The sequence below is a fragment of the Burkholderia seminalis genome, from assembly GCF_001718535.1.
Lineage (GTDB): Bacteria > Pseudomonadota > Gammaproteobacteria > Burkholderiales > Burkholderiaceae > Burkholderia > Burkholderia seminalis.
On record NZ_CP013400.1, the window covers coordinates 1,476,631 to 1,501,914 of the forward strand.

Below are 25,284 nucleotides of genomic sequence, written 5' to 3' on the forward strand. Positions count from 1 at the left end.
CGCGCCTCTCCGATGCGGCTTTCCACCGACTACGTCGCACTCGCGCGCGACGATCTTTGCGCCGGCGTTCCGCTCGGCTTCGATCTCTACGATGCCGACGGCGCCGCACTGCTGCCGGCCGGCACGACACTGCGCGATGCCGCGCAGCACGCTTTCCTGTTCGACCATTTCCGGCCCATGCGCCGTCGCGACGACGCCGACGCCGATCCGCGCGCGCAGGCCGCGATGCCGCCGGCCACGCGCATGGGACTGTCGGCGGGTGCCGCGATCGGCATCCGCCGCCGGGTCGGCACGACACGCGCGTTGCAGCGCTGCCGGCTGATCGGCGTCGCCGCATCGGGCGCGCTGTTCGTCGAGCCGCAGCCGGCGGCCGTGCTGGAATTCGCGCGCGGCGACGACATCGAGGCGGTCGCGATCGGCCGCGCCGCGGTGTCCCGTTTCGGTGCGACGATCGAGGCGGTGCAGGCGTCGGGGGCCGCGCCGTTCATGATCCTGTCGCCTCCCGGCTTCGTCGACCGGCTGCGCACGCGCGCGGAGCCGCGCGTGCCGGTGCGGATCGCGGCCTGCTGCGCGGGCGGAGCGGACCCTGCGGAAGGCATCGGGATGGTGCGCGACATCAGCCTGAACGGGCTGTCGATTGCCGTCGACCGGACGATCGCCGCAACCGGCGAGCCGTTGCGCGTGCTGCTCCCGTATGCGGCCGCCGACCGGGTCGAGCTGCTGGCGCTCGACGGCACGGTGCGCGCCGTCCATGCCGATCCGGTGACGCCGGCGCTGACGCTGCATCACACGGCGTTCGGCGAACCCGCCGACGGCGACCGGGTCCGCCTGAAGGCGCTGCTGTTCGACCGGCTGATGGCGTCGGCGGATACCGATCGCCTGCGCTGACGGACGGCCGGCGCACGGCGGACAGCGCATCGAGGTATTCGGTGCGTGAGCGCCGATAATCATCTGATGAATCGGCTTATTCCCGCGAGATTGTACGGTTTCCGTCAACAGTGAATTTGCGATTTAAGTATTTACCCTGATAGCCGCGACTCCTAGACTTCTACTCATGCGCAACGACCCCGAGTCCGAAGCGCCTGACAAAACAATCCTGGAGGTAACGCATCATGAAATCGCTGATCAAGGCAGTTGCACTGGCCGCCCTCGTGGCCGCACCGGTCGTCTCGTTCGCCCAATCGAACCAGCAGCCGCTGACGCGCGCGCAAGTGCGCGCCGAGCTGGTCCAGCTCGAAAAGGCCGGCTACAACCCGAACGACTGGATGAACTACCCGGAAAACATCCAGGCCGCGCAAGCGAAGATCGCCGCCGCGCAAAACACCGGCGCGCAAGCCGACGCAACGGGCTACGGCGCGAATGCCGCCGCCACGTCGCAGTCGGGCCAGCGCGTGGTCGTGCCGGCCGCCGCCGATCGCTCGTCGGTGTACTTCGGCCACTAAGCCGGCAGGCGCCCGCGAGGGTGCCGGACTGGCCGCTTCCGCTGAACCCGCGCACGGTGTCCGCCGTGCGCGGGTTTTGCATTTGGGCGGCCGATCGGCATCACGACCCGGCGCCCGCATGGCGGGCACGGCTCGCGAGCACGGCGGCGACACCGCCGAGGATCGCGGCCGACGCGAGCGCGAGACGCCAGGTCGGCTGCTCCGACAAGAACAGCACGGCGCCGCACGCGGCGATCGGCGGCACCGACAACTGGACCGCCGCGGCGCGCATCGCGGTCAGGTGCCGCAGCGCGGCGTACCAGATCACGTAGCCGATGCCCGAAGTCAGCGCGCCGGACAGCACGGCGAGCGCGATGCCGGCCGGTGTCAGGTGAAGGCGGCCGGCGAGCGCGGCGCTCAACGCGAGTGCCAGCGGCGCGGCCCGCATGAAATTGCCGGCGGTCGCCGCGACCGGATCGGCGGTTCGACGGCCGCGTATCGAATAGATGCCCCATGCAATGCCGGCGACCGTCATCAGTGCGGCGCCGCCCGGCGTCGGCGCGGCGAGCCCCGGCGAGACCAGATACAGCAACCCGGCCAGCGCCGCGCCGAATCCGGCCCAGCCCGCGGGAGCAAACCGTTCGCCGGCGCGCCAGCCGGCCGCGAACATCGTCAGCTGCACCGCGCCGAACAGGATCAGCGCGCCGGTGGCGGCGCTGACGGTCAGGTACGCGAACGAGAAGCATGCGACATACGCGAACAGCATCGCCGCCGCAGGCCAGTCCGCCGGCTGGGCGGCCCGCCGCGCCCCCGCGCGTGCGACGAGCGCGAGCATCAGCGCGCCTGACACGAGGCGCACGGTGCCGAAGCTGGCCGCGTCGATCCGGCCGGCCTGCAGCGCAAGCCGGCACAGCAGCGAGTTCGATGCGAACGCAAGCATCGCGACCGACGTCAGCACGGCGGCGCGTGCGCCCGGCCGCACGTGCGACGCGAGTGCGGAGGCGGGCGGGCGCATCGCGGGCCTCACGCGTGACCGGCGACGATCAGCACGGCCGCGCCGAACAGCGCGGCACCGAGCGGCGCGGTGAGTTGCCGTCCCCACACGGCGTTCTTTTCGAGGGCCATCAGCGCGGCGAGCGACAGCATCCAGCCGAGACTGCCCGCACCGACGACGAACATCAGCAGCATCAGCGCCCAGCAGCAGCCGACGCAGAACAGGCCGTGACTGGCGCCCAGCGCGAACGCGTGCCGCAACGGCGAGCGGCCGCGCCAGTGGCCGATCACGAAACCGAGCGGCGTGCGACAACGTTCGAGACAGCGCGCCTTCAATCCGCTGAACTGAAACGCGCCGGCCAGCGCAAGGACGGCCGCGCCGATCAACCAGCCGCGCCACGCCAGCGCCGGCACGTGCGCGACGCCCGCCAGCAGCAGCGCGTGCAGGCCATGCGCGACGAGACCGAAGCCGCTCCATGCCGCGACGTAGCCGAGGCCGACGAGTGCGAGCAGCCGCGCGCGGTCGGGGCGCCCCGCCACGACGCGTGAGAACGTGTCGAACAGCGTCAGCGTCGTCGGCAGCATCATCGCGAGGATCATCAGCGTCCAGGCGGCCGCGTCGAACGCGGCCGGCAGCCACAGCGCGCCGCCCGGCAGCGCGCGGCACAGCGTGCTGAACGGCAACGACGACGCGTTCTCGCCGTGCTCGAGATAGCGCCCGTACGGGCTGCGCGTCCACGCCCACAGCGTGACCCACGCGAATCCGACGAGACTCGCGAGCACGAACGGAAACAGTCGCCGATGCAGCCGCGCGGCCATGGTCGGTTACGTGCGGCCGCGATTCATGCGTCGAACTGGAACGTGCTCTGCAGCGCGTTGTGATTCTTCAGATCGACGTCGATGCCGATCGCCGCGTTCTTCGACCGGTAGACGGGCGCCTTGCCGACGAACACGGGGGCGCCGGGTACCGTCGAGAACACGGTATCCGCCAGCGTCGTCTGCGCGCCGCTCGGGCCGAGATACGGTTCGAGTTCCGCGTGGTAGTCGGTGCCGATCGACAGCGTGCCGCGGGCGCCGACGACATCGAACGTGATCGGCGCGCGTTCGACCGACACGACCTTGCCGATCAGTTTCGCGAGCTCGGCGATCGGGCCGCCGGCCTGGCCCGTATAGACCTTGAGGAGCGCCTGCTCCTGCGCGTCGGATGCGGTGTCGCTCACGTAGATCGCGGCCGTCCAGTTGCCTTGCAGGATGTTGCCCGGCACGCGGCACACCGCGGCGATCGTGTTGCCGCCGACGTCGACACCGTCGACGGTGCCCTTGTCGACGTGCCACGCGACGATGGTGTCGCAGACGCCGAAATCCGGATCCTCGCCGATCCAGCACGGGCAGAGTACGCGGCAGTTGCAGACCTCGAGCAGACGGCCTTCCAGGTGATAGCTCATGATTTCCTCCAGGGGAGCGACGGCGCTTGCGCGTTGTGCTGGGCGGAGGAAACCGGCTGACGAAACGTCACGCCCGCTCGGCGTCGCGAACGCGAAATGCGCTGAGGAATGCGGCGGAAGCGAAGACGGGATGGATGCGATAGCGCGGCCTGAAACGGCGTATCGATTTTCCAGTGTAGGCGTGCGGGGCCGATATGCAAGGCGCCGGCTGACAAGCGTCTGCGCGTGCGCTAGCATCGCGGACGGTGTCGCCGCGCGCCGAGGCGCGGCAGGGCAACCGGCCCGGCACCGGGTTCCGCATTTCAACGAACAACAAGGAGCATCCATGCGTGTCTTGACCGGTCTGTTGTGCTCGCTGGCGCTGCTAGCGAACGTCGCCCATGCACAGGCGAATTGTGCGGACGCGGCGGATCAGGCGGCGATGACGGCATGTGCCGATCGCGCGTACAGGAAATCCGACGGCGAGCTGAACCGGACCTACCAGGCCGTCACCGCGCGCCTGCGCGATGCGCGGCCGCTCGCCGACAAGCTCGTGAACGCGCAGCGCGCGTGGATTGCCTACCGCGATGCCGAATGCGGTTTCTCCAGCGCGAACGCGGAGGGCGGCAGCGCGTATCCGATGGTCGTCTCGACCTGCCTCGACGATCTGACGAAAGTGCGTACCGAAACGCTGAAGGGTTATCTGTCCTGCGAGGAAGGCGATCTCGCGTGCCCGGTGCCCGGCAAGTAAAGGGCAGGCGCGGGCCCGGCCGGGCCCGCGATACGCCGGCTAGACGTCGTCCGTCTCGTCGAGCAGCTTGTGCCGCATCGCGTACCGCACCAGCGCCGCTTCGTGCGGCATCTGCATCTTTTCCAGGATTCGCGTCTTGTAGGTGCTGACGGTCTTCGCGCTCACGCACAGCGCGTTCGCGATCTCGGTCAGCGTCTGGCCGGCGGCGATCCGCCGGAACACGTCGAATTCGCGATCGGACAGCCGCTGGTGCGGCAGCGTCTCGGCCGGCTCGTTCAGGCTCTGCGCGAACTGCTCGGCCATCGCGAGGCTCACGTAGACGCCGCCCGACGCCACCTTCGTGACCGCGCCGACCAGCTCGGCGCTCGCGCTTTCCTTCGTCAGATAACCCGACGCACCCGCGCGGAACGCACGCACCGCGTATTGCTGCTCCGCATGCATCGTCAGCACGAGCACGCGCAGCGCGGGTTTCTCGTCCTTGATCTGCTTGATCAGCTCGACGCCGTTGCGGCCCGGCATCGACAGGTCGAGCACGAGCACCTGCGCGGGCGTCGCGCGCACGAGCGCGATCGTCGACGGGCCGTCGCAAGCCTCGCCGGCCACCTCGAATCCGGTGGCGTTCTGGAGGATGTGCCGCAGACCGTCGCGTACGAGCGTATGGTCGTCGGCGATGAGCACCTTGATCATGTGATGAGCGTTTCCTGTTGAACGGTACTGAGCGGAAATGCGACGGTAATCGAGAAGCCGCGCGCGAGCGCGGTGTCGATCGTCACGGTGCCGCCGAGCATGTGTGCGCGTTCGCGAATCCCGATCAGGCCGAACGACTTGTCCTCGTGGGCCGGCGCGCCGTGGGCCGCGCCGCGGCCGTTGTCCGCGACGCGCAGCACGCAGAAGCCTTCCTCGATGTCGAGCCGCAGCGCGACGCGTGTCGCGTCCGCATGACGCGCGACGTTCGTCAGCGCTTCCTGGACGATGCGGAACAGCGTGGTCGCGCCCGCGCTGGTGAACGTGAGGCCGCCCGTTTCGATGTGGCGTTCGACATCGATTCCGTAGCGGTTCGTGAAATCGTTCGCGAGCCATTCGATCGCGGGCACGAGGCCGAGATCGTCGAGCATCACCGGGCGCAGGTCGGCCGCGATGCGCCGCACCGACGCGACCGTCGCGTCGATCAGCCGCCGCATGCCCTGCAGGTGCGTCTGCACGCCCGCGTCGGGCTGCGCGCGGCCGGGCATCCGCAATTGCTGCTCGACGACCGACAAGTCCATTTTCAGCGCGGTGAGCTGCTGGCCGAGGTCGTCGTGCAGTTCGCGTGCGATCCGCGTCTTTTCTTCTTCGCGCACGTTCTGCAGGTTCGCCGACAGCTCGCGCAATTCCTCGCGCGACTGCTTCAGCGCGTTCTCGGCGCGCAGCCGCTCGGTGATGTCGCGCAGCATCACGGTATAGAGCTTGCCCGACGCGTCGCGGATCTGCGAGATCGACGCCTCGATCGGGAATTCCTCGCCGTTCGCGCGCAGCCCGAACAGCACGCGCTGGCGGCCCATCTGCCGCTCGGAGACGCCCGTCACGCCGAACTGGTCGACGTGCTTCGCGTGCGCGGCGCGGAACCGCTCGGGGATGAAGCGCGACAGCGGCGCGCCGATCGCCTCCATCGCGGACACGCCGAACACCTGCTCGGCCATCGGATTGAAGATCACGACCGTCTGCTTCTCGTCGATCGTGATGATCGCTTCCATCGACGAACGGATGATGCCCATCATCCGCGCCTCGTTGAGGATGCCGCGGCTGCTCGCGCCGGCATCGGCGGCCGCGCCGGCGCGGCCGCGCAGCAGCGCATGGACGAGCGCCGCGAACGCGAACGACGCGATCAGCCCCGCGGCGAGCACGGTGCCGGCCGCGCGCTGCGCGCCGGTCGCGCTCGGGCGGCCGTCCGCGGAATAGGCGAGCGACAGCGCGGTGCCGCCGAAATTCAGCACGTCGGTGCGCCGCATCAGGTCGGGCGATGCCGACGCTTCGTCGGTCGTCGACTCGACGCTGGCGATCGCGCGCGGATCGCCGCCGGCCGTCATCCGCAGGTCGATTCCGCGTTCCGCGTCGAGTGCGCGCTCGACCAGGCGCCGCGGGCTCAACGCCGCGAACAGCACCCCGTCGACGCCGGCTTCGCGCGTGCCGGACGGCGTGACGGCCGCATGCGGCGAGGTGGTCACGGGCAGGAACAGCGTCAGCGTGCGGGCGTCGCGGGAGGTATCGTCGTCGACCGGGTGGACGCCGAGCGCGATGTCGCCGCTCTGCAGCGCGCGTGTGAGCGGCGCCGCGTCGGATGCGCCGAAGCGGACGACCGGCGAGTTCGAGGCGGGCGCGCTGAGCGCCGCGGCCGCGAGCGGGCCGGCCGGCAACGGCTTCGCGCCGGCGAGGGCGCCGCGGGCGGCGGGCGTCAGCGGCGCATAGCCGATCTGCCGGACCGGCGAGCGGGCGCTGTCGAGATCGAGCGTCTCCGCGTACCGGCGCCATTGCTCGGGCGTCATGCCCGGGACGAGACCGAACGCGCCGCGCGCGCCTTCGAGCACGGCGACACCGGTCTGCAGCTCGTGGCGCAGCATCGCGCTCACGTGCGTCGTGCGGCGTTCGAAGCGCGCATGCACCGCGCCTTGCCACTGCTCGCGCACCAGCAGCGCGACGCACAGCGACAGCAGGGCGCCGGCGCACAGCGCAACGACGCCAGCCGCGAGCGGCTGGCGTAACATGGTCGGGAGGCGCGTGGGCCCTCGGGCGTCACGCGTCGGGGTTCCACTGGCGGTCATTCAATGGCCATGACTGTTGTTCGGGCTGCCCGGGGCACTCGGGCAGCGCAGCAAAACCGGGGAAAACTCGCACCGGTTGCGTGTAGCGTCTGTTTTCGAGATGAAATTGTGCGCGGTTTACGCATTTTTTGTAATAGGGTCACCTGAAATTGCGGCAGGCGGCGTGAAGCAGCGAGTCCGCCGGCCGCGCTTGACGCGCGTCAAGTGGCGCGTCGGCACGTGGGGCAGACTGTTCGGCAGGCCAGCCGGCACCGGGCCGGCTGGCGATAACGGGCCGCCGCGGCGCGATGCGCGACGCGTGCCCGGTCGGAGGGACGGACCATGTACAAGCGGATTTTCGTCGGGCTCGACGGCAGCCCGAGCGCGCGTCTCGCGCTGAACGAGGCGATCCGGATCGCGGCGGCGTCCGGCGGTGAAGTCACCTGCGCGTATGTCGTCGAGCACCGGCCTCAACTCGTCGACGTCGACGCGGGCTTCGCGGCCGAGCACGACGGCGATGCGGCCGCGACCGATGCCGTGACGCCGGTGCTCGACGACGCGAAAGCGGCGCTCGCGCAGCAGCGTGTGACCGGCTCCGTGCGTGCGCTCGACGCATACGGCGAGGATGTCGCCACCGTGCTGATGCGCACGGCGGCCGAAGCCGACGCGGACCTGATCGTGATGGGCACGAGCGGCCGGCACGGCCTGCGCCGGCTGCTGCTCGGCAGCGTCGCGGAATCGCTGCTGCGCGCGGCCGACCGGCCCGTGCTGCTGGTGCGGCACGACGAGCCCGGTACGCCGGCGGCGGCGTAGCACGCGGTCCGGCGCAACTGCATGGGCTGCCGCGAACGGAACGCGGCAGCGCACGTGCACCGGCAGTCTGTCTGCTGAAACGCTCGACGTCCTTGGCGGCGCATCGCGCGCACCCGAAGGTCCGCGATTGCACGCACACGGTTGCATCCCGACATGCAGTTCTGGCAGCATCGACCGGAGTCCGCTCGATCGCCGCGCGCATGGCCGCGGCGATCGACGCAGGGGTATCCGGCTGGAACCGGTCGCACGGGCGATGAACCGGGCCGGCCGCCGGATGCCGGTTACCTACCTTACCGACGTCATCCGCCATGCCGATCTCCGCCCCCGACCTGATTCGCCAGTTCGATCTGCAGCCGCATCCCGAAGGCGGCTATTTCCGCGAAACCTACCGCGCGACCGATTCGGTCGTGCGGCCGGCCGACGGTGCGCCACGCGCCGCGTCGACCGCGATCTACTACCTGCTGTGCGACGGCGCGTATTCGTCGTGGCACCGGATCCGCTCCGACGAAGTCTGGCATTTCTACGCGGGCGACCCGATCGAAGTGTGGGTGCTCGACGCGCGCGACGGGCTGACGATTCATCGGCTCGGCAACCCGCTCACGCATCCGGGCACGGTGTTCCAGGCGGTCGTGCCGGCCGGGCGCTGGTTCGGCGCGCGCTGCGCGTCGCCCGAGCACGTCGCGCTCGTCGGCTGCACGGTGGCGCCCGGGTTCGAGTTTGCGGAATTCGAGCTGGCCGACACGGCCGCGCTGGCGGCCGCGTTTCCCGATTACGCGGAACACGTCGCCCGGCTCGCGCCGCGCGCCGACGTGTGACCGTCACGGTTGTGCAACCATCGGCGCGAAGCCCGTGCCGACGGTGCGTGTTCCGCGCGAGCGCGGCCAAACCCGTTTAGAATGCCGGTGATGCACGTGGTCGGCTGCGGACGTGCCGCGGTGGCCGTTGCACTGCCGTACCGACGGCCCCCGTCGCGCGGCCCGCATGCTTTCCAGGAGCGCCGCCGTGTGGCACTTTCCCATCGCTATTCCATCGTCGCTCGGCCCGTGGGCCGTGTTCGCGAGCGTGTTGATCACGCAGCTCGGCGTGCCGGTGCCGGCCGTGCCGATGCTGATTCTCGGCGGGACGATGGCGGCGATGGGGCAGGCGTCCTGGGCCAGCATGTTCGCGGCGGCGATCGGCGCGACGATGCTGGCCGATTCGATGTGGTTCTTCATGGGCCGTACGCGCGGCCGGCGCCTGCTGAACGGCCTCGTGCGCTTCTCGCTGTCGCTCGACACGACGCTGCGCTTTGCCCGTAACGTATTCGAAAGATACGGTGCGCCGCTGCTGGTGCTGTCGAAATTCCTGCCCGGCCTCGGCCTCGTATCGGCACCGCTGCTCGGCACGACCGCGATCGGCGTCGGCGTGTTCCTGTTCTGGGATCTGGCCGGTGCATCGCTGTGGGCCGCGTTCTGGCTGGTCGGCGGCGCGGCCATTCACGACCAGATCGTCCAGTTCGTGCTGTGGGTGCGCGCGAGCGGCGGCACGATCCTCGATGCGTTCCTCGCCATCTTCATCACGTTCCTGCTGTACCGCTGGGTGCGCCGCGTGCAGTTCCGCCGCTATCTCGCGCAGGTGCGCATCTCGCCGCCGCAGCTCGTCGAGATGATGACGTCGGACGAACCGCCGCTGATCTTCGACGCGCGGCCGAAGGCGATCCGCGAGCGCGAGCCGTACCGGATCGCCGGCGCGGTGCCGGTCGATCTCGATTCGCCGGACCTGCTCGACCCGGAAATGCTGAAACGGCCGATCGTCGTCTATTGCGTGTGTCCGAACGAGGCCACGGCCAAGCGTCTGATCGCGAAGATGCAGCGCAAGAAGATGATCCACAACATCCGGGCGCTGAAGGGCGGCCTCGATGCGTGGGAAAAGCATGGTTATCCGGTCGAGCCGCTGCCGGCCGATCTGGATTCGTCGCGGTACTTCGTGCGGCCGGATCACGGTGCGCTCGAAGGCGAATATACGGTGCGGGCGACGTTGTCGAAATAATGCGCGTGCCGTGACGCGCGCATTCAAATCCGACCACCGATTTCACGCGCCGCGATTTTTACGAAAATCGGCTGGCGCCAAACCTCCGATCTTCCCTATAATCCCGCCTGCATATTGCGTGCGCATGATCGCGCACATTCGACGCGTGTCCGTTCACGCCGAAAGCGATTGATCCCGTCGTCGCCCGCCACGCGCACAGCCGCGTCAGACGGGCCACACGGGCGTATTCCGTGAAAGGCCCGATCCGTTTTCCGGATTGCTCCGGAGCATACGGATAATCCGCGGCGATTCCCATCGGATTGACGCAATATCCGCGTCGTTTCTCATTCGGAAAATGACGGCGGAGATTATTTCGTTTTCGGTTGCCGAAATAGGCATGAATGGTCGCGCATTGACATCGACACAATGACGGCGGCCCGCTTGCGGCTGCCAGGAGACGGACTTGAAGCAACCAGAAGACCAGTTGCACCGCGGGCTGGAGGAACGGCACATCAACCTGATGGCGCTCGGCGCGACGATCGGCGTCGGCCTGTTCCTGGGCTCGGCCACCGCGATCCGCACAGCCGGCCCGGCCATTCTGCTGACCTATCTGCTGGGCGGCATCGCGATCTTCCTGATCATGCGCGCACTCGGCGAAATGGCGATCACCAATCCGGTCGCCGGCGCGTTCAGCCGTTACGCACGCGACTACCTGGGACCGCTCGCCGGCTACCTGACCGGCTGGACCTACTGGTTCGTGTGGATCGTCACCTGCATGGCGGAAATCACGGCGGTCGGCGTCTACATGCACATGTGGTTCCCCGGCGTGCCGAACTGGATCTGGGCGCTCGCGGCGCTCATGGCGATGGGCTCGGTGAACTTCATCGCGGTCAAGCTGTACGGCGAATTCGAGTTCTGGTTCGCGCTGATCAAGATCGTCACGATCGTGCTGATGATCATCGGCGGCGGGCTGATGATCGCGTTCGGCATCGGCAACGGCGGGGTCGCGACCGGCATCTCGAACCTGTGGTCGCACGGCGGCTTCATGCCGAACGGGATCAACGGCGTGATCGCCGCGCTGCCTATCGTGATGTTCGCGTATCTGGGCGTCGAGATGCTCGGCCTCACGGCCGGCGAAGCGCGCAACCCGGAAAAGTCGCTGACGAAGGCCGTGAACTCGGTGTTCTGGCGCGTGCTGATTTTCTACATCGGCGCGCTGTTCGTGATCATGTCGCTGTATCCGTGGGACCAGATCGGCACGCAGGGCAGCCCGTTCGTGATGACGTTCTCGCGGCTCGGCATTCCGGCGGCCGCCGGCATCATCAACTTCGTCGTGCTGACCGCGGCGCTGTCGTCGTGCAACAGCGGCCTGTTCAGCACCGCGCGGATGCTCTACAACCTCGCGCAGCAGGGTCAGGCGCCGGCCATGCTCGGCCGCGTGAACCGCAACGGCGTGCCGGTGTACGGCGTGATCGTGTCGGTCGCGCTGCTGCTGATCGGCGTGCTGCTCAACTATCTCGCGCCGCAACACGTGTTCACGTGGCTCACGTCGGTGTCGACGTTCGGCGCGATCTGGACGTGGTGCGTGATCCTGATCGCGCAGATGCGCTTTCGCCGCACGCTGTCGGCCGACAAGATCGCGCGCCTGCCGATCCGCGTGCCGTTCTATCCGCTCGGTTCGTTCGTCGCGCTCGGTTTTCTCGTGCTGGTCGTCGTGCTGATGGCGTTGACGCCCGATACACGCGTCGCGCTCGTGATCGGGCCCGTGTGGATCGTGCTGCTCGGCATCGCATATGCGCTGTTCTACGCGAACCGTCCGGCCGCCTCGATACCGACGAAGCCGTAAGCGCCGGGGCAGGGAGCCGCGCGATCGTTGATCGCGATCATGCACCGGCGGGCGGGACGACCTATGCTGAACGAATCGCTTGTCCGCGCTTCGCGTGGTTATCCGCCGATCCCCGCGACCGCGGCGTCCACCCGGCCGCCGCGCGCCGCTGCCGCGCGAGGCTCCCGTCGTCGTTCCGCGACGACGCGCACGCACGGAGGCCTTCGCCATGCAGCCTGCCCAGTCCATCCCGACGCTCACGCGGATCGCGCTGGCCGTCGATCCCACGCCCGAATCGCTGTCCGCCGCACGCTACGTGCACACGCTGCTGCGTCCCGGCATGCGATTGCGCATCGTCTGCGTGATCGACAACCCGCGGCTCGTCCTGCCGGACATCCCGCGCATCGACGCGTTGCTGACCTCCGCGCGCGAGGAGATGATCGGCGAAGCGAACGCCATCAACGCGCGGATCGCGGCGCTGTTTGCCGACAGCGGCATCGAGGTCGAGCAGGCCGTCATCGATACATCGGTCACGGGCGGCACGGTCGCCGATGCGCTGGTGAACGACACGTCGGCGTGGCAGGCGGACGCGCTGGTGGTCGGTGCGAATCCGCACCACGGGCTGCTGCGGCTCGTCGAGGGCGCGATGTCGGACACGCTGTCGAAGCGTGCGCGCTGTGCGCTGCTGATCGTACCGGCTGCCTACGCCCGGCCGTCGGAGGGTGAGCTGCAACGGCTGATGTTCGCGGTCGACGGCAGCGAGCCGTCGCTGCACGCGGTGCGCGTCGGGCTCGGCTTCGCGGCACCGACGACGTTGTTGTATGCCGCCTACGTGATCGATCGCGCGATTCGTCTGACCGATATCGTGCCGGTGCGTGCGCTCGAGGATGCGTACCGTGCGGAGGGCGAGGAGGCGCTCGCGAAAGTCGCGCCGCTGTTTCATGCGACCGGGAATCCGACCAAGCGCGGCATCGTCGAAACGCGTCCGACCAGCGACGACGTGGCGCATGCACTGATGCGCGATGCCGTGCACTGGCGAGCGGAGCTGCTGGTGATCGGCACGCATGGCCGGCGCGGCATTGCCGCCTGGCTGATCGGCAGCGTCGCACGCCGTGTCGCGCATCTTGCCCAGGTGCCCGTGTTGCTCGTGCGGGGCGCCGCGTGAATGGCAAGAACGATGCGACATCTTGCACGAAGCCGATATCGATTGACCTGCATCAGAAACGGCATGCGCTTCGCGTGAGACAGTAATGGAACAACCGGCCGCGACGATGGTCTTTCGTGCATGGGCGACGACAGCCATGCCTGCATGACAAGCATCGAAATCGCCGATCCGGCCGGCCGCGCTCGACGGCGCGTTCAAATCGCCGCAACCATTTCCGGAGCCGCGCCATCGACTGCATGGCGTGTCATCCGACCGAGAACTCTCTGGCACGAGGGTAGGCAGCCCGCGGCTGCCTTGGAGGACGGACGGGGTGCACGCACCCCGTCCGCTTTCCGCCTGGCTGGCCCCGTCGGATCACTTTCCCCGCAGGTATTGTTTTGCATGCGGCCGTTCAGAACGGCACGTATGGGCGCGCGATGTCGAGGCCGATCGCGGCGAAGGTCGAGCCGGGCGCGGCGGCGCCGCATTCATGCGGCGGCAGCAGGCGCGGCGGAAGTGTCGCGGCGCGCAGCCATCGCACGGCCGCGTGCCGTGCATCGACTGCAGGCGTGTTCAGGTGGTGCGAAGAATCGAGCACAGGTCGTGCCGGCGGACGACGCCGCGTCGCACGTGCGAGCGCGGGTGCACGACGTGCATCGGCCCGCATGCGTTGCACGCGCGGCTGCGCAGCCGGTTTGCATGCGGCCAGCCGGGGCGAGCCTTGCGGCGCGGCTCCGATTCGTCCGGCGCGTCGCCCGCCTGTCGCGCGCCGAGCGCCGCGGCGAACCGCTGCAGCGCGAGGATCGACCCCGCGACGCTCTGGTACTTTTCGCGGCCGATTTGCCCGTCGAGCGTGACGAGCAGTCCGGCTTCGCGAGCGAGCGCGAGCAAGGTGTCGAGATCGTCGGACGGACGGTTGCCGGCCGATACGGTCCGGGCGGGCAGGGCGCGCGCGTTGCCCGACGCGCGCCGCTGGCCGTCCCGGCCCGGGAAGTTGCGATGTGCCATGGTTGGTCTCCTGCGCCAGGCCCCGCGTGCCTCGCTCGATGGCTGGCTGGGCGATGATCCGGCATGAACGCGTTGTTCATGGCATCAGTATCGTGTGGCGGCAGCAGGCTGCCAAGCGGCGCGCGCTGAAGTCGTTGTCAGGTATTGCGCGGCGCGTATCGGAATCCGCTGACACGCATCGCGGCCAATTGGCCGTTCGTCCGCCGGCCGTCGATCCGGCTCATTCGTTCCGACGAATGAACCGGGGGCGGGCGTCGCTTGACTCAGGTTTTCTGCCGGTCTATGGTCTCCCGTGCATCTGCGTCGAGCGGGGGACCATCGCCCGCCTGTCGCCGGTGTCGCGCCCCGGGGTGGCGTGGCAGCACGTCCAGTCTCGTTCGCGGGCCGTTTGCGCCGCGAATCAAGCGCGGCCGGTTCGGGAACGGATCGGCACGGCGGCACGCAACGTGCCGTTGATCGCGCGCAAACACGCGCCGGCGCATCGCACGCCGCGCGGCCGACCCGTGTCTAAGCTTCCAGTACCGTCGTTTCTTTATTCCTCGACTGTCAGGAGTCTGTCGATGTCCAGGGACAATTTGCTCGATTCACTGAAGGAAATCGCCGAGCAGCGTGCGATCGGCGCGGATCAGTTGCGTGCGATGCTCGACGATGAGGTGCGTGTGTTGTCGTCCGGCGCACGCGTGCACGACTACATCCACGTGTTCGCGATCCGGAACCTGCGCGAACGGATGCGGCAGCGGGACGATTTCGACGCCGACACGCAGGCCCGCGCGGCGCCGGCGGAAGCCGATCCGCGCCCGAGCGTCCGCCTGTGACAGGCGATTGCCGCGGCTGACACGGACCGTCGCCGGCCGCGGCCGAATCGCGCTCGACCGCTTTCAAGCGGGGCCAGCCGCCTCGGTTTCGCAGCGCGCAACCTGACGATCCGCTGACAGCTGCCACCTCTTTCGCCATCCATTTCATTGAATTGTCACAACGGCCTCAAGTAAGTGGCGCGATTGCCGTTTACCCGGTGAATTCGTCCACCGGGCGTTCGCGCTCCCTTACCGAGTCGTTGCCATGTTTTCGTCCATCCGCGCCCGCATCCTTGCCGCGTGCGTCGCCATTGTCGTATTCGCGCTCGTCGCCAGCACACTGATCAACTACTTCATCGCGCGCTCGTACAACGACGACGCGATCGACCGCAACCTGACCTCCGTCGCGAGCGGCCACGTGGTCGGGATCGCCGACTGGGTCGCGACCCGGAGCCGGATGATCGCGTCGCTGCAGGATGCGGCGCTCGCGCCCGATCCGCTGCCGGTGTTCAAGCAGATGGCCACGGCCGGCGGCTTCACGAACGTCTACGCTGGCTATGCCGACAAGGCGTTCCGCTTCTCCGACCCGACCGGCATCCCGCCCGACTACGATCCGACCGGCCGCCCGTGGTACAAGCAGGCCGCGCAAGCCGGCAAGCCGGTCGTCACGCCGCCTTACGTCGATGCCGGCACCGGCAACCTCGTCGTCACGTTCGCGGTGCCGATCCTGCGTGACGGTGCGCTGAAGGGCGTCGTTGCCGCGGACGTCGCGATGGACAGCGTGATCGCCAACGTGAAGTCGATCCGCCCGACGCCCGCGAGCTTCGGGATGCTGGTCGACAGCAGCGGCCACGTCGTCGCGCATCCGGACCCGAAGCTCACGCTGAAGCCGGTCGCCGACGTGTCGCCGGAACTCGGCGCGACGGGCGCGGCGACGATCGCGGCCGCGACGGCCCCCGTCGAGGTGAGCGTCGGCGGCGACGCGAAGCTGGTGCGTGCGCGCCCCGTGCCGGGCACCGACTGGTATGCGCTGGTGCTGCTCGACAAGGCTGAGGCGACGGCCGGCATGCGCTCGCTGCTGACCGCGTCGCTGATCACGCTGGTCGTGATCGTCGGCGTCGCGTCGCTGATCATCGGCGCGATCACCGCGACCGCGTTCCGCCGCCTGTCGCAGGTCCGCCAGGCGATGGCCGCGATCGGCTCGGGCGCCGGCGACCTGACGCAGCGCCTGCCGGCCGAAGGCCGCGACGAAGTCGCCGACATCGCGCGCTCGTTCAACAGCTTCGTCGACAAGCTGAACGACGTGATGCGCGAGATCCGCGACGCGAGCGAATCGGTGCGCACGGCCGCGAACGAGATCGCGGCGGGCAACCAGGACCTGTCGTCGCGGACCGAATCGGCCGCGGCGAGCCTCGAGGAGACGGCTGCGTCGATGGAAGAGATCACCGCGACCGTCGGCCAGTCGGCGGCCGCCGCCGGCCAGGCCGACGAGCGCGCGGCGGCGGCCTCGCGGATCGCGTCGCACGGCGGCGTGGTCGTGTCGGACGTCGTCGCGACAATGGAGAAGATCGAGGAAGCGTCCGGCCGGATCGGCGACATCATCGGCGTGATCGACGGCATCGCGTTCCAGACCAACATCCTCGCATTGAACGCGGCCGTCGAAGCGGCGCGTGCGGGCGAGCAAGGCCGCGGCTTCGCGGTCGTCGCGCAGGAAGTGCGCAGCCTTGCGCAACGCAGCGCGCAGGCCGCGCGCGAAGTGAAGGTGCTGGTCGAATCGACGGTCGCGAGCGTGTCGGCCGGCTCCGGGCAGGTGCGCCAGGCCGGCGACACGATGCGCGAGATCGTGTCCAACGTGTCGAACGTGACGACCATCATCTCCGAGATCACGCATGCCGCGAACGAGCAGACGCGCGGCATCCAGGAAGTGAACCGCGCGGTCACGCAGCTCGATGAAATGGTCCAGCAGAACGCGGCGCTCGTCGAACAGTCGACCGCCGCGGCGACCGCGCTGCAGTCGCAGGCGAATGCGCTGGCGACGACGGTCGGGCGGTTCAAGGTCGCGTAACCGCGGCCGGAAAGCGCCGCCGCCGCGCTCAGGAGCAGCCGCCGTCGCGCATCAGCGCGAGCCGGTTGTAGAGCGTTTTCAGGCTGATGCCGAGCGCCTTGGCCGCGCGCGGCTTGTTGCCGTCGAAGTGGCGCAGTGTGGCGGCGATGAAGCGTTGCTGCGCATGGTGCAGCGTCGCGCCGAGCGGCAGCGCCATCGCGCCCTCCGACGTGCGGTCGGGCGGCATCGGCTGCTTCGGCAGCGTCACGTCGATGCCGTCGTCCGACAGGATGTACGCACGCTCGATCGTGTTGTGCAGCTCGCGCACGTTGCCGGGCCACGAGTATGCGCGAAGTGCCGCGATCGCCGCGTCGGTCAGCCGCTTGTGCGAGCGGTGCCGCGCATTCAGCGTGTCGACGAATTCCTGCGCGATCGTCTCGACGTCGCCGTCGCGCTGGCGCAGCGGCGGTACGTACAGCGCGAACGCGGCGAGCCGGTAGAACAGGTCCTCGCGCAGCCGGCCGTCGCGCACGGCGTCGGCCGGGTTGTGGCGCGTGGCCGACACGATGCGCACGTCGAGCGGAATCGGCTCGGTGCCGCCCACCCGCACGATCACGTTCGATTCGATCGCCCGCAGCAGCTTCACCTGCAGCGCCGCGGGCATCTCGGCGATCTCGTCGAGCAGCAGCGTGCCGCCGCGCGCGGCCTCGAAAAAGCCCTCCCGCTGCGCGATCGCGCCCGTGAAACTGCCTTTCTCGTGCCCGAACAATTGCGATTCGGCGATATCGGGTGGAATCGCGCCGCAATTCACGGGCACGAACGGACCGTCGCGCCGCGCACTCAGATCGTGCAGCCGGCGCGCGACGATGTCCTTGCCGACCCCGCTTTCGCCGGCAATCATCACGCTGGCGCGGGTCGGCGCGATTTTCTCGATGCGGCCGAGCAGCGTGCGCATCGCGGAGGACCGGCCGGACAGCCGGCGGCCGTCTGCGCGCTGCTTCGACCGGTTTGCGGTTTCATTCATCGGCATAGGCGGGCCGTTTTGAAATTCGGCATCACGCGTTCCGTTCATTGCAATATTTATCATCGACAGCGAAACGGCCGCGAAGGTGCCGCGGAATAGTAATTTCCAATGTCCGCGACGGGGACGGAAGAATTCGCCCATCGGTGTCCGGGCTCACCGGGAAAGGCGGCTCGATCGAGGGTCGGACTCGCGCCTTTTTACAGAAAGCCGATGAAAAAAGGCGGTCGCGACCGCTTTCGGCCGAAGCAGCGGCCAGCCTGCATCGGCGCCGGACCGCCTGCGCTCATGCACCGTCCCGCCATCCTCGCCGGATCACCGCGTCACGCCCGTCCCGGGCACATGGCTTGCGGATGTCTCCGGGCCCGCCCGGCACGCTCGACGGTATCTCGGATGGCCGAACGGTACGACGCCGCACGACGGGAACCGGCGCGAGGCAAGGATGCAATGAAGACCCTGACCCATGAGCTGTTGCGGCAGGGTGCATGGGTCGTGCTGGCCGTCGGGCTGGCGTCCGCGCTGCAGGCGTGGGCGATTCACGCCGTCGGCGGGCACGCGCCATTTGCGCCGCTGCCTTTTTATGCGGGGGTTGCGGCTGCCGCATGGCTGACGTCGTTCGGTGGCGGCCTTGCCGCGGCCGTCGCGAGCGTGGCCGTGATGGGCACGCTGTGGTGGCGCGATGCGCCGCTGGCCACGCTGCTCGCGCGGGCCGGCGCGTTCGTCGCGATCAGCTTCGTCGAGTGCGTGCTGGTGGCGGCGGTGAAGCCGCTGATCGCGAACGATCGCCTGCACGCAGTCGACGACGATGACGACGCGAACACCGAAGCGCGCCCGCTGCATCGCGAGCCCGCGCCGCTCGCACGCGATCCCGACGACAGCCTCTTGCGCCGGGTGGTCGACGCGTCGCCCGATGCGATCGTCGGCGTCGACACCACGCGCCGGATCACGAGCTGGAACCCGGCCGCGCGCCGGCTCTTCGGGCTCGACGCGGCGCAGGCAAGCGGGCGCGACGTCGCCGAGATGATCACGCCGCGCTGGCTGCGGCGGCATCCGGTGCCCGCGACGTTCGCGAACCTGCATGCGCCGGTCGGGCCGCTCGACGTACTGTGCGTGCGGCGCGACGGCGGCCGTTTTCGCGCGACCTTCGCCGCGTCGCCGATCGTCGATGCGCAGGGCAACTGCACGGGCCTGTCGATGACGCTGCGTGAGGCGCGCGAACGCCGCCGCGGCGAGCGGCGCGACCTGCGCTCGTTGCGCGGCGCCCGCGACGCGCGTGCGCAGGCCGACACCGCGAACCGGCTGAAGGATGAATTGCTCGCCACGGTGTCGCACGAGCTGCGCACACCGCTGAACGTGATCTACGGATGGGTCGAGGTGCTGCGCAACGTGGACGGGCATGGGCTCGCGGAGCAGGCGATCGACGCGATCGATCGCAGCGCGCGGTCGCTGTCGCACATGGTCGGCGACCTGCTCGACGCGTCGTCGCTCGCGACGGGCCGGCTGCGTCTCGAACGCGTGCCGGTCGATCTCGTGCGCGTCGTGCGCGATGCAACGCGCGAGCTCGCTGCAACCGCGCAGGCGAACGGCCTCGAACTGTCGGCGGCGTACACGATGCCCGCCTGCGTGATTCCGGCCGATGGCGAGCGCGTGCGCCAGGTGCTGTCGAACCTGTTGTCGAACGCGATCAAGTTCACGCCTGCGGGCGGCCGCGTCACCGTATCGCTGACGCGTGCGGGCGAACGCGTGCGGCTGTCGGTCGCCGATACGGGCCAAGGGATCGCACCGGAATACCTGCCGCATCTGTTCGAGACCTTCAGCCGCCCCGAAGGCGCGTTCGCGTCGCCGAAGCGCGGCCTCGGGCTCGGCCTGTCGATCGTGCGCAACATCGCGCAGCTGCACGGCGGCGACGTGGTCGCGACGAGCGCCGGCCCCGGACGCGGGATGACCGTGACGGTCACGCTGCCGGCCGGCTGGGACGCCGACGACCCGGCCGAGAATCGGGCGCGCCGCGCAGGCGGGCCCGACTCGGTCGCGCTCGACGGCCAGCGCGTGCTCGTCGTCGACGACGACGCCACCTCGCGCGCGAGCCTCGCCGCGGCGCTCGAAACGATGGGCGCGCAGGTGTCGACCGCGCAGTCGGGGCACGACGCGCTCGACGCGGTGGCGCAGCATCCGCCGAGCGTCGTGCTGTCGGATCTTGCGATGCCGGACGGCGACGGTTTCTGGTTGCTCGACCGGATTCGCCATTTGCCGGGCGGCAGCGGGCACTTGCCGGTCGTCGCGGTCACCGCGCACGCCGGCAAGGCCGACCGCCACCGTGTGCTGGCCGCCGGCTTCGATGCGTATCTGTGCAAGCCGGTCGACATGCCGACGCTTGCGAGCGTGATCGTCGACGTCGCGCCGGACGATGCGCAGCGCGGGAAACGGCGCGGCTGAGCGCCGCCCGGCGACAACGGAACGAGGGAGGCATCGATGGATGCAGCGGAAACCAGGCGGTGCAACGGCGCGGGCAGCAAGCAGGCGCGGCGGCGCATGCGGCCGGTCGTGTCGATCGCGAGCCTGCTGATGCTGTCGTGTGCATGGATCGCGACACCCCGTCATGCAGCGGCCGACGAGGGCGTCGGTGCGAAGCTCGCGAGCCAGGCATCGGCCGTCGGCGGCCAGATCCGCGATGCGACGCTCGCGTCCCGCGTCAGGGCCGCGCTCGTCGCCGAACGCGGATTGGCGTCCGGCGACATCGACGTCCAGGTTCGTCATCGTGTCGCCGAACTGTCGGGCAGCGTGCCCGACGAACGGCAGCGCGCGACCGCGATCCGCGTGGCGCATGACGTCGACGGCGTACGAGGGGTGAGCGACAAGCTGCAGATCCGCCGGAAGTAACGTGACGCGCGGGCAGCGCCGGCCCGCTCCGTCGCGGCACACGGAGGTCAGGATGACCAGGAGCCCGAGAAAACGGCACGGTCGCCCGCGGGTGACCCTCGCGCTGGCTGCCGCCGTCGGCGTACTGGCGCTCGCGTATTCGCACGCGCAGACGCCGCCCGCGTCGTCGATACAGGTCGCGCCGGGCGTCGTCCGCCCCGGCACGACCGCCGACGAGGCCGGCATGACGCAGCGGCCCACCGGCATCGATGCCGAGTTCGTCGACAAGGCAGGCATGCTCGACAAGGTCGAACGGCAAGCCAGCCAGCTCGCGCTCGACCGTGCGTCGAATCCCGCCGTGAAGGCGTTCGCGCGCCGGATGATCGACGATCACGCCCGCATCGCCGGCGAATTGCGGCAGCTCGGCGCGCAAAAGGGCGTACCGGTACAGGCGCGGATGCTGGTCGATCCGGCGGTGACGGCATTGCGGACGAAGGAGGGCCATGCGTTCGACACCGCATATGTCGCGCTGGCGGGCCCGCGAGCGCATGAGGAGGCGATCCGGCTGTACGAAGCCGAAGCGAGGAACGGCCGTGATTCGCAGCTTCGCGCGTTCGCGGCCGGCACGCTGGCGACGCTGAACGCGCATCTGGCCGCCGCGCGGCAACTCGCGCGGACCGTCGCGGCCGCGCACTGACCGGCATCAACGGCGCCGCTTGGCGTCCTCGGGACCGTCCGGCGAGGCCTCGTGCGGCGGCGAGTCGAGCGCCGTTTCGCCTTCCTCGATCAGCCAGTACGGCGCACTGCCGTAGTACGCATGCAGCGCCCCGGCCCAGTCCGGATCGGCCATCGCGGGCCAGCAGTCCGGGTCGAAGCCGGGCGCGTCGCGCACGAGTTCGGTCGCGACCGGCAGCACGAAGCATGTGCGCTCGACGTCGAGCACCAGCATGCTCCACGGCACCGCGAGCAGCTTGCCGCCGAGCCCGCGTATGCCGCCCGACGCGACGACCGCGTAGGCGATGCGGCCGGCCCGCACGTCGAGCATGATGTTCGCCACCTGGCCGATGTCGTCGCCTTCGATCGTCAGCACGCGATCGCCCGCGAGCGTCCGGGCGGCCATCACGTCAGGCCCCGGCCCGCGGCCGGTCGGGCGGCGATCGCCGCCCACGATGCGCGTGTCGCCGCGCGACGCTCTGTCCATAGTCATCGATCTTCTCCTGGTCGAAGCCGCGGGCGGTCAGCGCCGGCGCGGCAGCGACACGTCCTCGAGCGTATTGGCCAGCTCGTCGCGTTCGGGGCCGCCCGCGCGTGTCGCGATGTCGCCGAGCGACACGATGCCGACCACCCGGCGGTCGCGGTCGAGCACCGGCAAGCGATGCAGTTGCACGTCGGCCATCCGTTGCTGAACGTCGCCGACGCCGTCGTCCTCGACACACCACTGCACGGGCGCGGATGCGACAGCCAGCACCGGCGTATCGGGCGCATGGCCGTGCGACAGTCCGCGCACCGCCAGGTCGCGGTCCGTGACGATCGCGACGAGTTCGGTGCCGTCGCAAACGGGCAGCACGCCGATATCGAAGCGCTGCATCAGTTCGGCTGCATGGCGAATCGTGTCGGTCGGTGCGACGCACACCACGTCGCGCGACATGATCTCGTTGACGCGATACATGAACGCCTCCTTCGTGAGCAGGACGAAACGGGAGCAGATGCCGTGCCGCGCGCACTGCGCATGCGCCGGGCCTCGACGGCCGCGCAACGGAGAAATTTGCCAGCCCGCTTGTACATCTTCCACGGCGGCTGCCGCGACGGGCGGCGCGAAACGTCAGTGGCCGACGCCCGTCATGACGACGATGGCCAGCACCACTGCGCTCTCGATGGCGGCCAGCGCGGCGACGCCGGCGGCGCCGCTGATCTCATGCCATCTGCGTTCGAGGTGTTTCATCAGATCGCTCCGAATGGATCCGGCCCGCCGATGCGGCGGTGCGCATCGCGAGCCGGGTGCCGCCGTCAGCCGTGATCGCGGGGCGGGGAAGGGTCGTGCGGCGCGCGACGTTCGTGCTTGCCGGACGGCTTGGCGGGGTCGATACGGGTCGCGCCGCCGACGGCGGGCGGATCGCTGGCCGGAAACGTCTCCTCGAGCCCTTCGTCGATGCGTTCCTCCGTCTTGTCTTCGGACGGTGGGCGCGACGGGGCGAGACGGAACGGTCCGGCAGCCGGTGACACGGCGTCGCGGCGGCCGGTGGCGTAAGCGGTCATGGTCGAACCTCCTTGGTCATGGATGCACGCGCAAGCGCCGTGCCCGTGACGGGCCGACGGCACGACGCTTGCGCGCCGGGGAATCCGGACGCGCACGCGGGACATGAGTCGCGTGCCGTCCGCATGGACAAGAGGACATCGTGATGAATGCAACCAGGGAAAGGATACGTTACGACGCGAACGTCTGCGGCGGCGATTTCGCCAGCGTGCGCGCGCGATTCGCCGCGTGGAAGCGCGAATCGCTGGTCTATCGGCCCGAGCGGCGGATGTTCGACGGCAAGGACGAGGTACGCGAACTGAACGACACCGTCTACGACGGCCCCGAGCGTGCGCAGCGGGCGCTCGTCGCGCATTGCGCGCCGTCCGATCCGTTCGCGCTCGCGGTTCGACTGAACGCGGAGGGGCGCATGATGTGGCTGGTGATGGCGGCCTATGACGACTGAGCGGCCGCATGCATGACGGGTAAGAGCGGGCACGCCGCTTGCGCGTTCGCGGCGCCATCGAGAGGCGCGCGCCGTCGCGCAGGAGAAACATGAAGACGCCATCCACGCTGCACCGCCCCGAACCGACGACCCCCGACGTCGACCCGCATCCGGTACCGCCCGGACCCGACGATCCGGTCGACCCGCCCGTGCCCGACGGGCTGCCGCAGGGCGACCCGCCGTCGAACCCGCCGCCGATGCGGATGCCGGGCGGAAGCAGGGCGCCACAACCGGCCGCGCGAACACTGAAAAGGAGGACCGTCATGGACATTCACGTGCAATCACCCGACAAGCGCGCGATCGCTCAGGTGCTGGGCCGCTATTTCGAATCGCGTTCGCTGCGCTATCACATCGAGGAACTGCCGGGCGGCGTGCTGCAGATCGGCTTTCGCGCCAGCGGCCGCCCGGCCGCCGTCACCGTGTCGTTCGACGATGCCGCGTACGACGCTTATACGCACTGGGACGCCAGCCAGAAACAGCTGGCGCTCGGCCGGCTCGCCGACGGCTTCTCGCGAATGATGTCGTCGCGCAGCCCGGCCGCGCTGGCCGGCGACTATCACGTCGAGCGTTTCTGATTCCGCCATCCAACACCGGCGCGTGCCGGAATCCGGCAAAGTGCCCGCGCACAACGGGCGCTTTGCGTCTGCGCGCGTGTCGCGTAGGATGTCCGTTAATTCAGCGCACGCTACGTTCGCGCAGCACGCTGCCGGCCGGTGCCGACGACGACGCGCGATGCGCTTTCCCCCAGGTTCGTTTCGCGCAACCGACGGAGACCACCTTGGCCACAGTTGCTCGCCTGTTGCTGTCACCCGGCACCCGCCGGTTCGTATCCGGTCTTTCGGCATTCGCGGCGCTCGCCGCGTCCGGCGCCCGCGACGCGTCGGCCCAGACGCCTTCGCCGCTCGGCGAATGGCAATACTCGGCGGGCGTGCCGCTCCAGAAACTGTTCGACCCGAACATTCCGACCTGGCAGGTCAGCCTCGGCGCCGCGATGACGCTGCAGCCCCGCTACGCGGGCTCGGATCGTTATCGCGTGATGGGCGGCCCGAACGTCGACATCCGCTACCGCGACCTGTTTTTCCTGTCGACGGGCGAAGGCCTCGGCGCGAACGTGCTGCGCGGGCCGAACTGGCGCGTGAGCCTGTCGGTCGGCTATGACCTCGGGCGCCGCTCGGCCGACGATCTCGGCCACCTGAACGGCCTCGACAACATCAATGCGGCGCCCGTGATGAAACTGGCGGCCGATTACGTGATCTCGAAGGATTTCCCGCTCGTGCTGCGTGCGGATGTCCGGCGCAGCATCGGCGGCTCGAACGGCTGGACCGGCGATTTCTCCGCGTACATGCCGATGCCGGGCAGCAACGAGAATTTCTTCTGGTTCGCGGGGCCGACCGTGTCGTTCGCCGACTCGCGCTACATGAACAGCTGGTTCGGCGTGAACCCGGGCGCCGCCGCGCGCTCCGGGCTGCCGGCCTATTCGTCGGGCGCGGGGATCAAGTCGGCCGGCGTCGGCGTGACGATGGTGTGGTTCGTGAACAAGCACTGGTTCGTCACGATGGACGGCGCGCTCGAGCAGCTCGTCGGCCGCGCGGCGCGCAGCCCGATCACGCAGCAGTCGACCAACGGCGTGTTCGACATGTCGGTGAATTACCAGTTCTGACCGCG

Annotated in this window: 27 protein-coding genes; 16 read left to right on the forward strand and 11 right to left on the reverse strand. The window is 69.3% G+C overall.

Annotation, left to right across the window (positions count from 1 at the left end; genetic code table 11):
- Nucleotides 1-12: 12 nt before the first annotated feature.
- Nucleotides 13-888: a PilZ domain-containing protein gene (locus WJ12_RS27305; RefSeq protein WP_059556513.1), complete on the forward strand. Its 876-nt coding sequence runs from the start codon at nt 13-15 to the stop codon at nt 886-888.
- A 224-nt stretch (nt 889-1,112) separates the two neighbouring features.
- The gene (locus WJ12_RS27310) at nt 1,113-1,442 is read left to right on the forward strand and encodes a DUF4148 domain-containing protein (protein WP_034191417.1); all 330 of its coding nucleotides are present in this window, start codon (nt 1,113-1,115) and stop codon (nt 1,440-1,442) included.
- A gap of 100 nt (nt 1,443-1,542) precedes the next feature.
- Here WJ12_RS27310 and WJ12_RS27315 read toward each other — a convergent pair whose 3' ends face one another.
- The 3 genes from WJ12_RS27315 to WJ12_RS27325 are packed head-to-tail and all read right to left on the reverse strand — an operon-like array spanning nt 1,543 to nt 3,859.
- Nucleotides 1,543-2,436 carry a DMT family transporter gene (locus WJ12_RS27315; RefSeq protein WP_051701101.1) on the reverse strand — a complete coding sequence of 298 codons (894 nt, stop codon included), beginning with the start codon at nt 2,434-2,436 and terminating at the stop codon, nt 1,543-1,545.
- Between the two features lie 8 nt (nt 2,437-2,444).
- Nucleotides 2,445-3,233, reverse strand: coding sequence for a DUF2182 domain-containing protein (locus tag WJ12_RS27320; protein WP_059556514.1), 789 nt, complete (start codon nt 3,231-3,233; stop codon nt 2,445-2,447).
- A 23-nt stretch (nt 3,234-3,256) separates the two neighbouring features.
- A complete protein-coding gene (locus WJ12_RS27325; protein ID WP_034191415.1) occupies nt 3,257-3,859 on the reverse strand; it encodes a DUF1326 domain-containing protein in 603 nt (200 codons plus the stop codon).
- A gap of 325 nt (nt 3,860-4,184) precedes the next feature.
- Between WJ12_RS27325 and WJ12_RS27330 the strand changes: the two genes are divergently transcribed.
- Nucleotides 4,185-4,589, forward strand: coding sequence for a lysozyme inhibitor LprI family protein (locus WJ12_RS27330; protein ID WP_034191414.1), 405 nt, complete (start codon nt 4,185-4,187; stop codon nt 4,587-4,589).
- A gap of 39 nt (nt 4,590-4,628) precedes the next feature.
- Here the strand turns inward: WJ12_RS27330 and WJ12_RS27335 are convergent, their stop codons facing one another.
- Both WJ12_RS27335 and WJ12_RS27340 read right to left on the reverse strand, forming a co-directional pair.
- Nucleotides 4,629-5,276 carry a response regulator gene (locus tag WJ12_RS27335; RefSeq protein WP_006483707.1) on the reverse strand — a complete coding sequence of 216 codons (648 nt, stop codon included), beginning with the start codon at nt 5,274-5,276 and terminating at the stop codon, nt 4,629-4,631.
- Nucleotides 5,273-7,387, reverse strand: coding sequence for a PAS domain-containing sensor histidine kinase (locus tag WJ12_RS27340; protein WP_034191413.1), 2,115 nt, complete (start codon nt 7,385-7,387; stop codon nt 5,273-5,275). Before WJ12_RS27340 ends, WJ12_RS27335 begins: the two co-directional genes overlap by 4 nt.
- Nucleotides 7,388-7,708: 321 nt before the next feature.
- On the opposite strand from WJ12_RS27340, the gene WJ12_RS27345 reads away from it, so the two are divergent.
- From WJ12_RS27345 to WJ12_RS27365, 5 genes are all read left to right on the forward strand, one after another.
- Nucleotides 7,709-8,179, forward strand: a complete 471-nt coding sequence (locus WJ12_RS27345; protein WP_034191412.1) for a universal stress protein — start codon at nt 7,709-7,711, stop codon at nt 8,177-8,179.
- A 308-nt stretch (nt 8,180-8,487) separates the two neighbouring features.
- The gene (locus tag WJ12_RS27350) at nt 8,488-8,994 is read left to right on the forward strand and encodes a cupin domain-containing protein (RefSeq protein ID WP_059556515.1); all 507 of its coding nucleotides are present in this window, start codon (nt 8,488-8,490) and stop codon (nt 8,992-8,994) included.
- 187 nt (nt 8,995-9,181) lie between these two features.
- Nucleotides 9,182-10,207, forward strand: coding sequence for a DedA family protein/thiosulfate sulfurtransferase GlpE (locus WJ12_RS27355; protein WP_034191410.1), 1,026 nt, complete (start codon nt 9,182-9,184; stop codon nt 10,205-10,207).
- Nucleotides 10,208-10,649: 442 nt separating this feature from the next.
- A complete protein-coding gene (locus WJ12_RS27360; protein ID WP_059556516.1) occupies nt 10,650-12,032 on the forward strand; it encodes an amino acid permease in 1,383 nt (460 codons plus the stop codon).
- Nucleotides 12,033-12,240: 208 nt separating this feature from the next.
- Nucleotides 12,241-13,176: a universal stress protein gene (locus WJ12_RS27365; protein WP_069245933.1), complete on the forward strand. Its 936-nt coding sequence runs from the start codon at nt 12,241-12,243 to the stop codon at nt 13,174-13,176.
- Between the two features lie 391 nt (nt 13,177-13,567).
- Here the strand turns inward: WJ12_RS27365 and WJ12_RS27370 are convergent, their stop codons facing one another.
- Both WJ12_RS27370 and WJ12_RS27375 read right to left on the reverse strand, forming a co-directional pair.
- Nucleotides 13,568-13,753 carry a hypothetical protein gene (locus WJ12_RS27370; protein ID WP_049030940.1) on the reverse strand — a complete coding sequence of 62 codons (186 nt, stop codon included), beginning with the start codon at nt 13,751-13,753 and terminating at the stop codon, nt 13,568-13,570.
- On the reverse strand, nt 13,729-14,163 hold the full coding sequence (locus tag WJ12_RS27375; protein WP_059556518.1) for a hypothetical protein: 435 nt from the start codon (nt 14,161-14,163) through the stop codon (nt 13,729-13,731). The genes WJ12_RS27370 and WJ12_RS27375 overlap by 25 nt, the downstream gene beginning before the upstream one ends.
- Nucleotides 14,164-14,723: 560 nt before the next feature.
- On the opposite strand from WJ12_RS27375, the gene WJ12_RS27380 reads away from it, so the two are divergent.
- Together WJ12_RS27380 and WJ12_RS27385 are read left to right on the forward strand one after the other, a co-directional pair.
- Entirely contained in the window at nt 14,724-14,978 is a 255-nt protein-coding gene (locus WJ12_RS27380) for a DUF3562 domain-containing protein (protein ID WP_034191407.1), read from the forward strand.
- Nucleotides 14,979-15,222: 244 nt separating this feature from the next.
- The gene (locus tag WJ12_RS27385; RefSeq protein ID WP_034191406.1) at nt 15,223-17,022 is read left to right on the forward strand and encodes a methyl-accepting chemotaxis protein; all 1,800 of its coding nucleotides are present in this window, start codon (nt 15,223-15,225) and stop codon (nt 17,020-17,022) included.
- 28 nt (nt 17,023-17,050) lie between these two features.
- On the opposite strand, the gene WJ12_RS27390 is transcribed toward WJ12_RS27385, so the two are convergent.
- On the reverse strand, nt 17,051-18,088 hold the full coding sequence (locus tag WJ12_RS27390) for a sigma-54 interaction domain-containing protein (protein ID WP_034191405.1): 1,038 nt from the start codon (nt 18,086-18,088) through the stop codon (nt 17,051-17,053).
- A gap of 381 nt (nt 18,089-18,469) precedes the next feature.
- On the opposite strand from WJ12_RS27390, the gene WJ12_RS27395 reads away from it, so the two are divergent.
- Genes WJ12_RS27395 through WJ12_RS27405 form a run of 3 tightly spaced genes read left to right on the forward strand, consistent with a single transcriptional unit; the run spans nt 18,470 to nt 21,578 of the window.
- Nucleotides 18,470-20,458 carry a hybrid sensor histidine kinase/response regulator gene (locus WJ12_RS27395; RefSeq protein ID WP_059556708.1) on the forward strand — a complete coding sequence of 663 codons (1,989 nt, stop codon included), beginning with the start codon at nt 18,470-18,472 and terminating at the stop codon, nt 20,456-20,458.
- A gap of 36 nt (nt 20,459-20,494) precedes the next feature.
- Nucleotides 20,495-20,902 carry a BON domain-containing protein gene (locus WJ12_RS27400; protein WP_059556519.1) on the forward strand — a complete coding sequence of 136 codons (408 nt, stop codon included), beginning with the start codon at nt 20,495-20,497 and terminating at the stop codon, nt 20,900-20,902.
- Between the two features lie 52 nt (nt 20,903-20,954).
- On the forward strand, nt 20,955-21,578 hold the full coding sequence (locus WJ12_RS27405) for a DUF4142 domain-containing protein (protein WP_059556520.1): 624 nt from the start codon (nt 20,955-20,957) through the stop codon (nt 21,576-21,578).
- A 6-nt stretch (nt 21,579-21,584) separates the two neighbouring features.
- Here the strand turns inward: WJ12_RS27405 and WJ12_RS27410 are convergent, their stop codons facing one another.
- The 3 genes from WJ12_RS27410 to WJ12_RS27420 all read right to left on the reverse strand — a co-directional run bounded on the left by WJ12_RS27410 (nt 21,585) and on the right by WJ12_RS27420 (nt 23,137).
- Nucleotides 21,585-22,088 carry a PRC-barrel domain-containing protein gene (locus WJ12_RS27410; RefSeq protein ID WP_059556521.1) on the reverse strand — a complete coding sequence of 168 codons (504 nt, stop codon included), beginning with the start codon at nt 22,086-22,088 and terminating at the stop codon, nt 21,585-21,587.
- Nucleotides 22,089-22,118: 30 nt separating this feature from the next.
- A complete protein-coding gene (locus WJ12_RS27415) occupies nt 22,119-22,550 on the reverse strand; it encodes a CBS domain-containing protein (RefSeq protein WP_034191673.1) in 432 nt (143 codons plus the stop codon).
- 338 nt (nt 22,551-22,888) lie between these two features.
- Entirely contained in the window at nt 22,889-23,137 is a 249-nt protein-coding gene (locus WJ12_RS27420; RefSeq protein WP_049028583.1) for a hypothetical protein, read from the reverse strand.
- Nucleotides 23,138-23,280: 143 nt separating this feature from the next.
- Between WJ12_RS27420 and WJ12_RS27425 the strand changes: the two genes are divergently transcribed.
- From WJ12_RS27425 to WJ12_RS27435, 3 genes are all read left to right on the forward strand, one after another.
- Complete coding sequence (locus WJ12_RS27425; RefSeq protein ID WP_049028584.1) at nt 23,281-23,580, forward strand: hypothetical protein; 300 nt, start codon at nt 23,281-23,283, stop codon at nt 23,578-23,580.
- A 302-nt stretch (nt 23,581-23,882) separates the two neighbouring features.
- Nucleotides 23,883-24,194, forward strand: coding sequence for an ATP-binding protein (locus WJ12_RS27430; RefSeq protein WP_034191672.1), 312 nt, complete (start codon nt 23,883-23,885; stop codon nt 24,192-24,194).
- A 203-nt stretch (nt 24,195-24,397) separates the two neighbouring features.
- The gene (locus WJ12_RS27435; RefSeq protein ID WP_049028585.1) at nt 24,398-25,279 is read left to right on the forward strand and encodes a MipA/OmpV family protein; all 882 of its coding nucleotides are present in this window, start codon (nt 24,398-24,400) and stop codon (nt 25,277-25,279) included.
- The last annotated feature ends 5 nt before the right edge of the window (nt 25,280-25,284 follow it).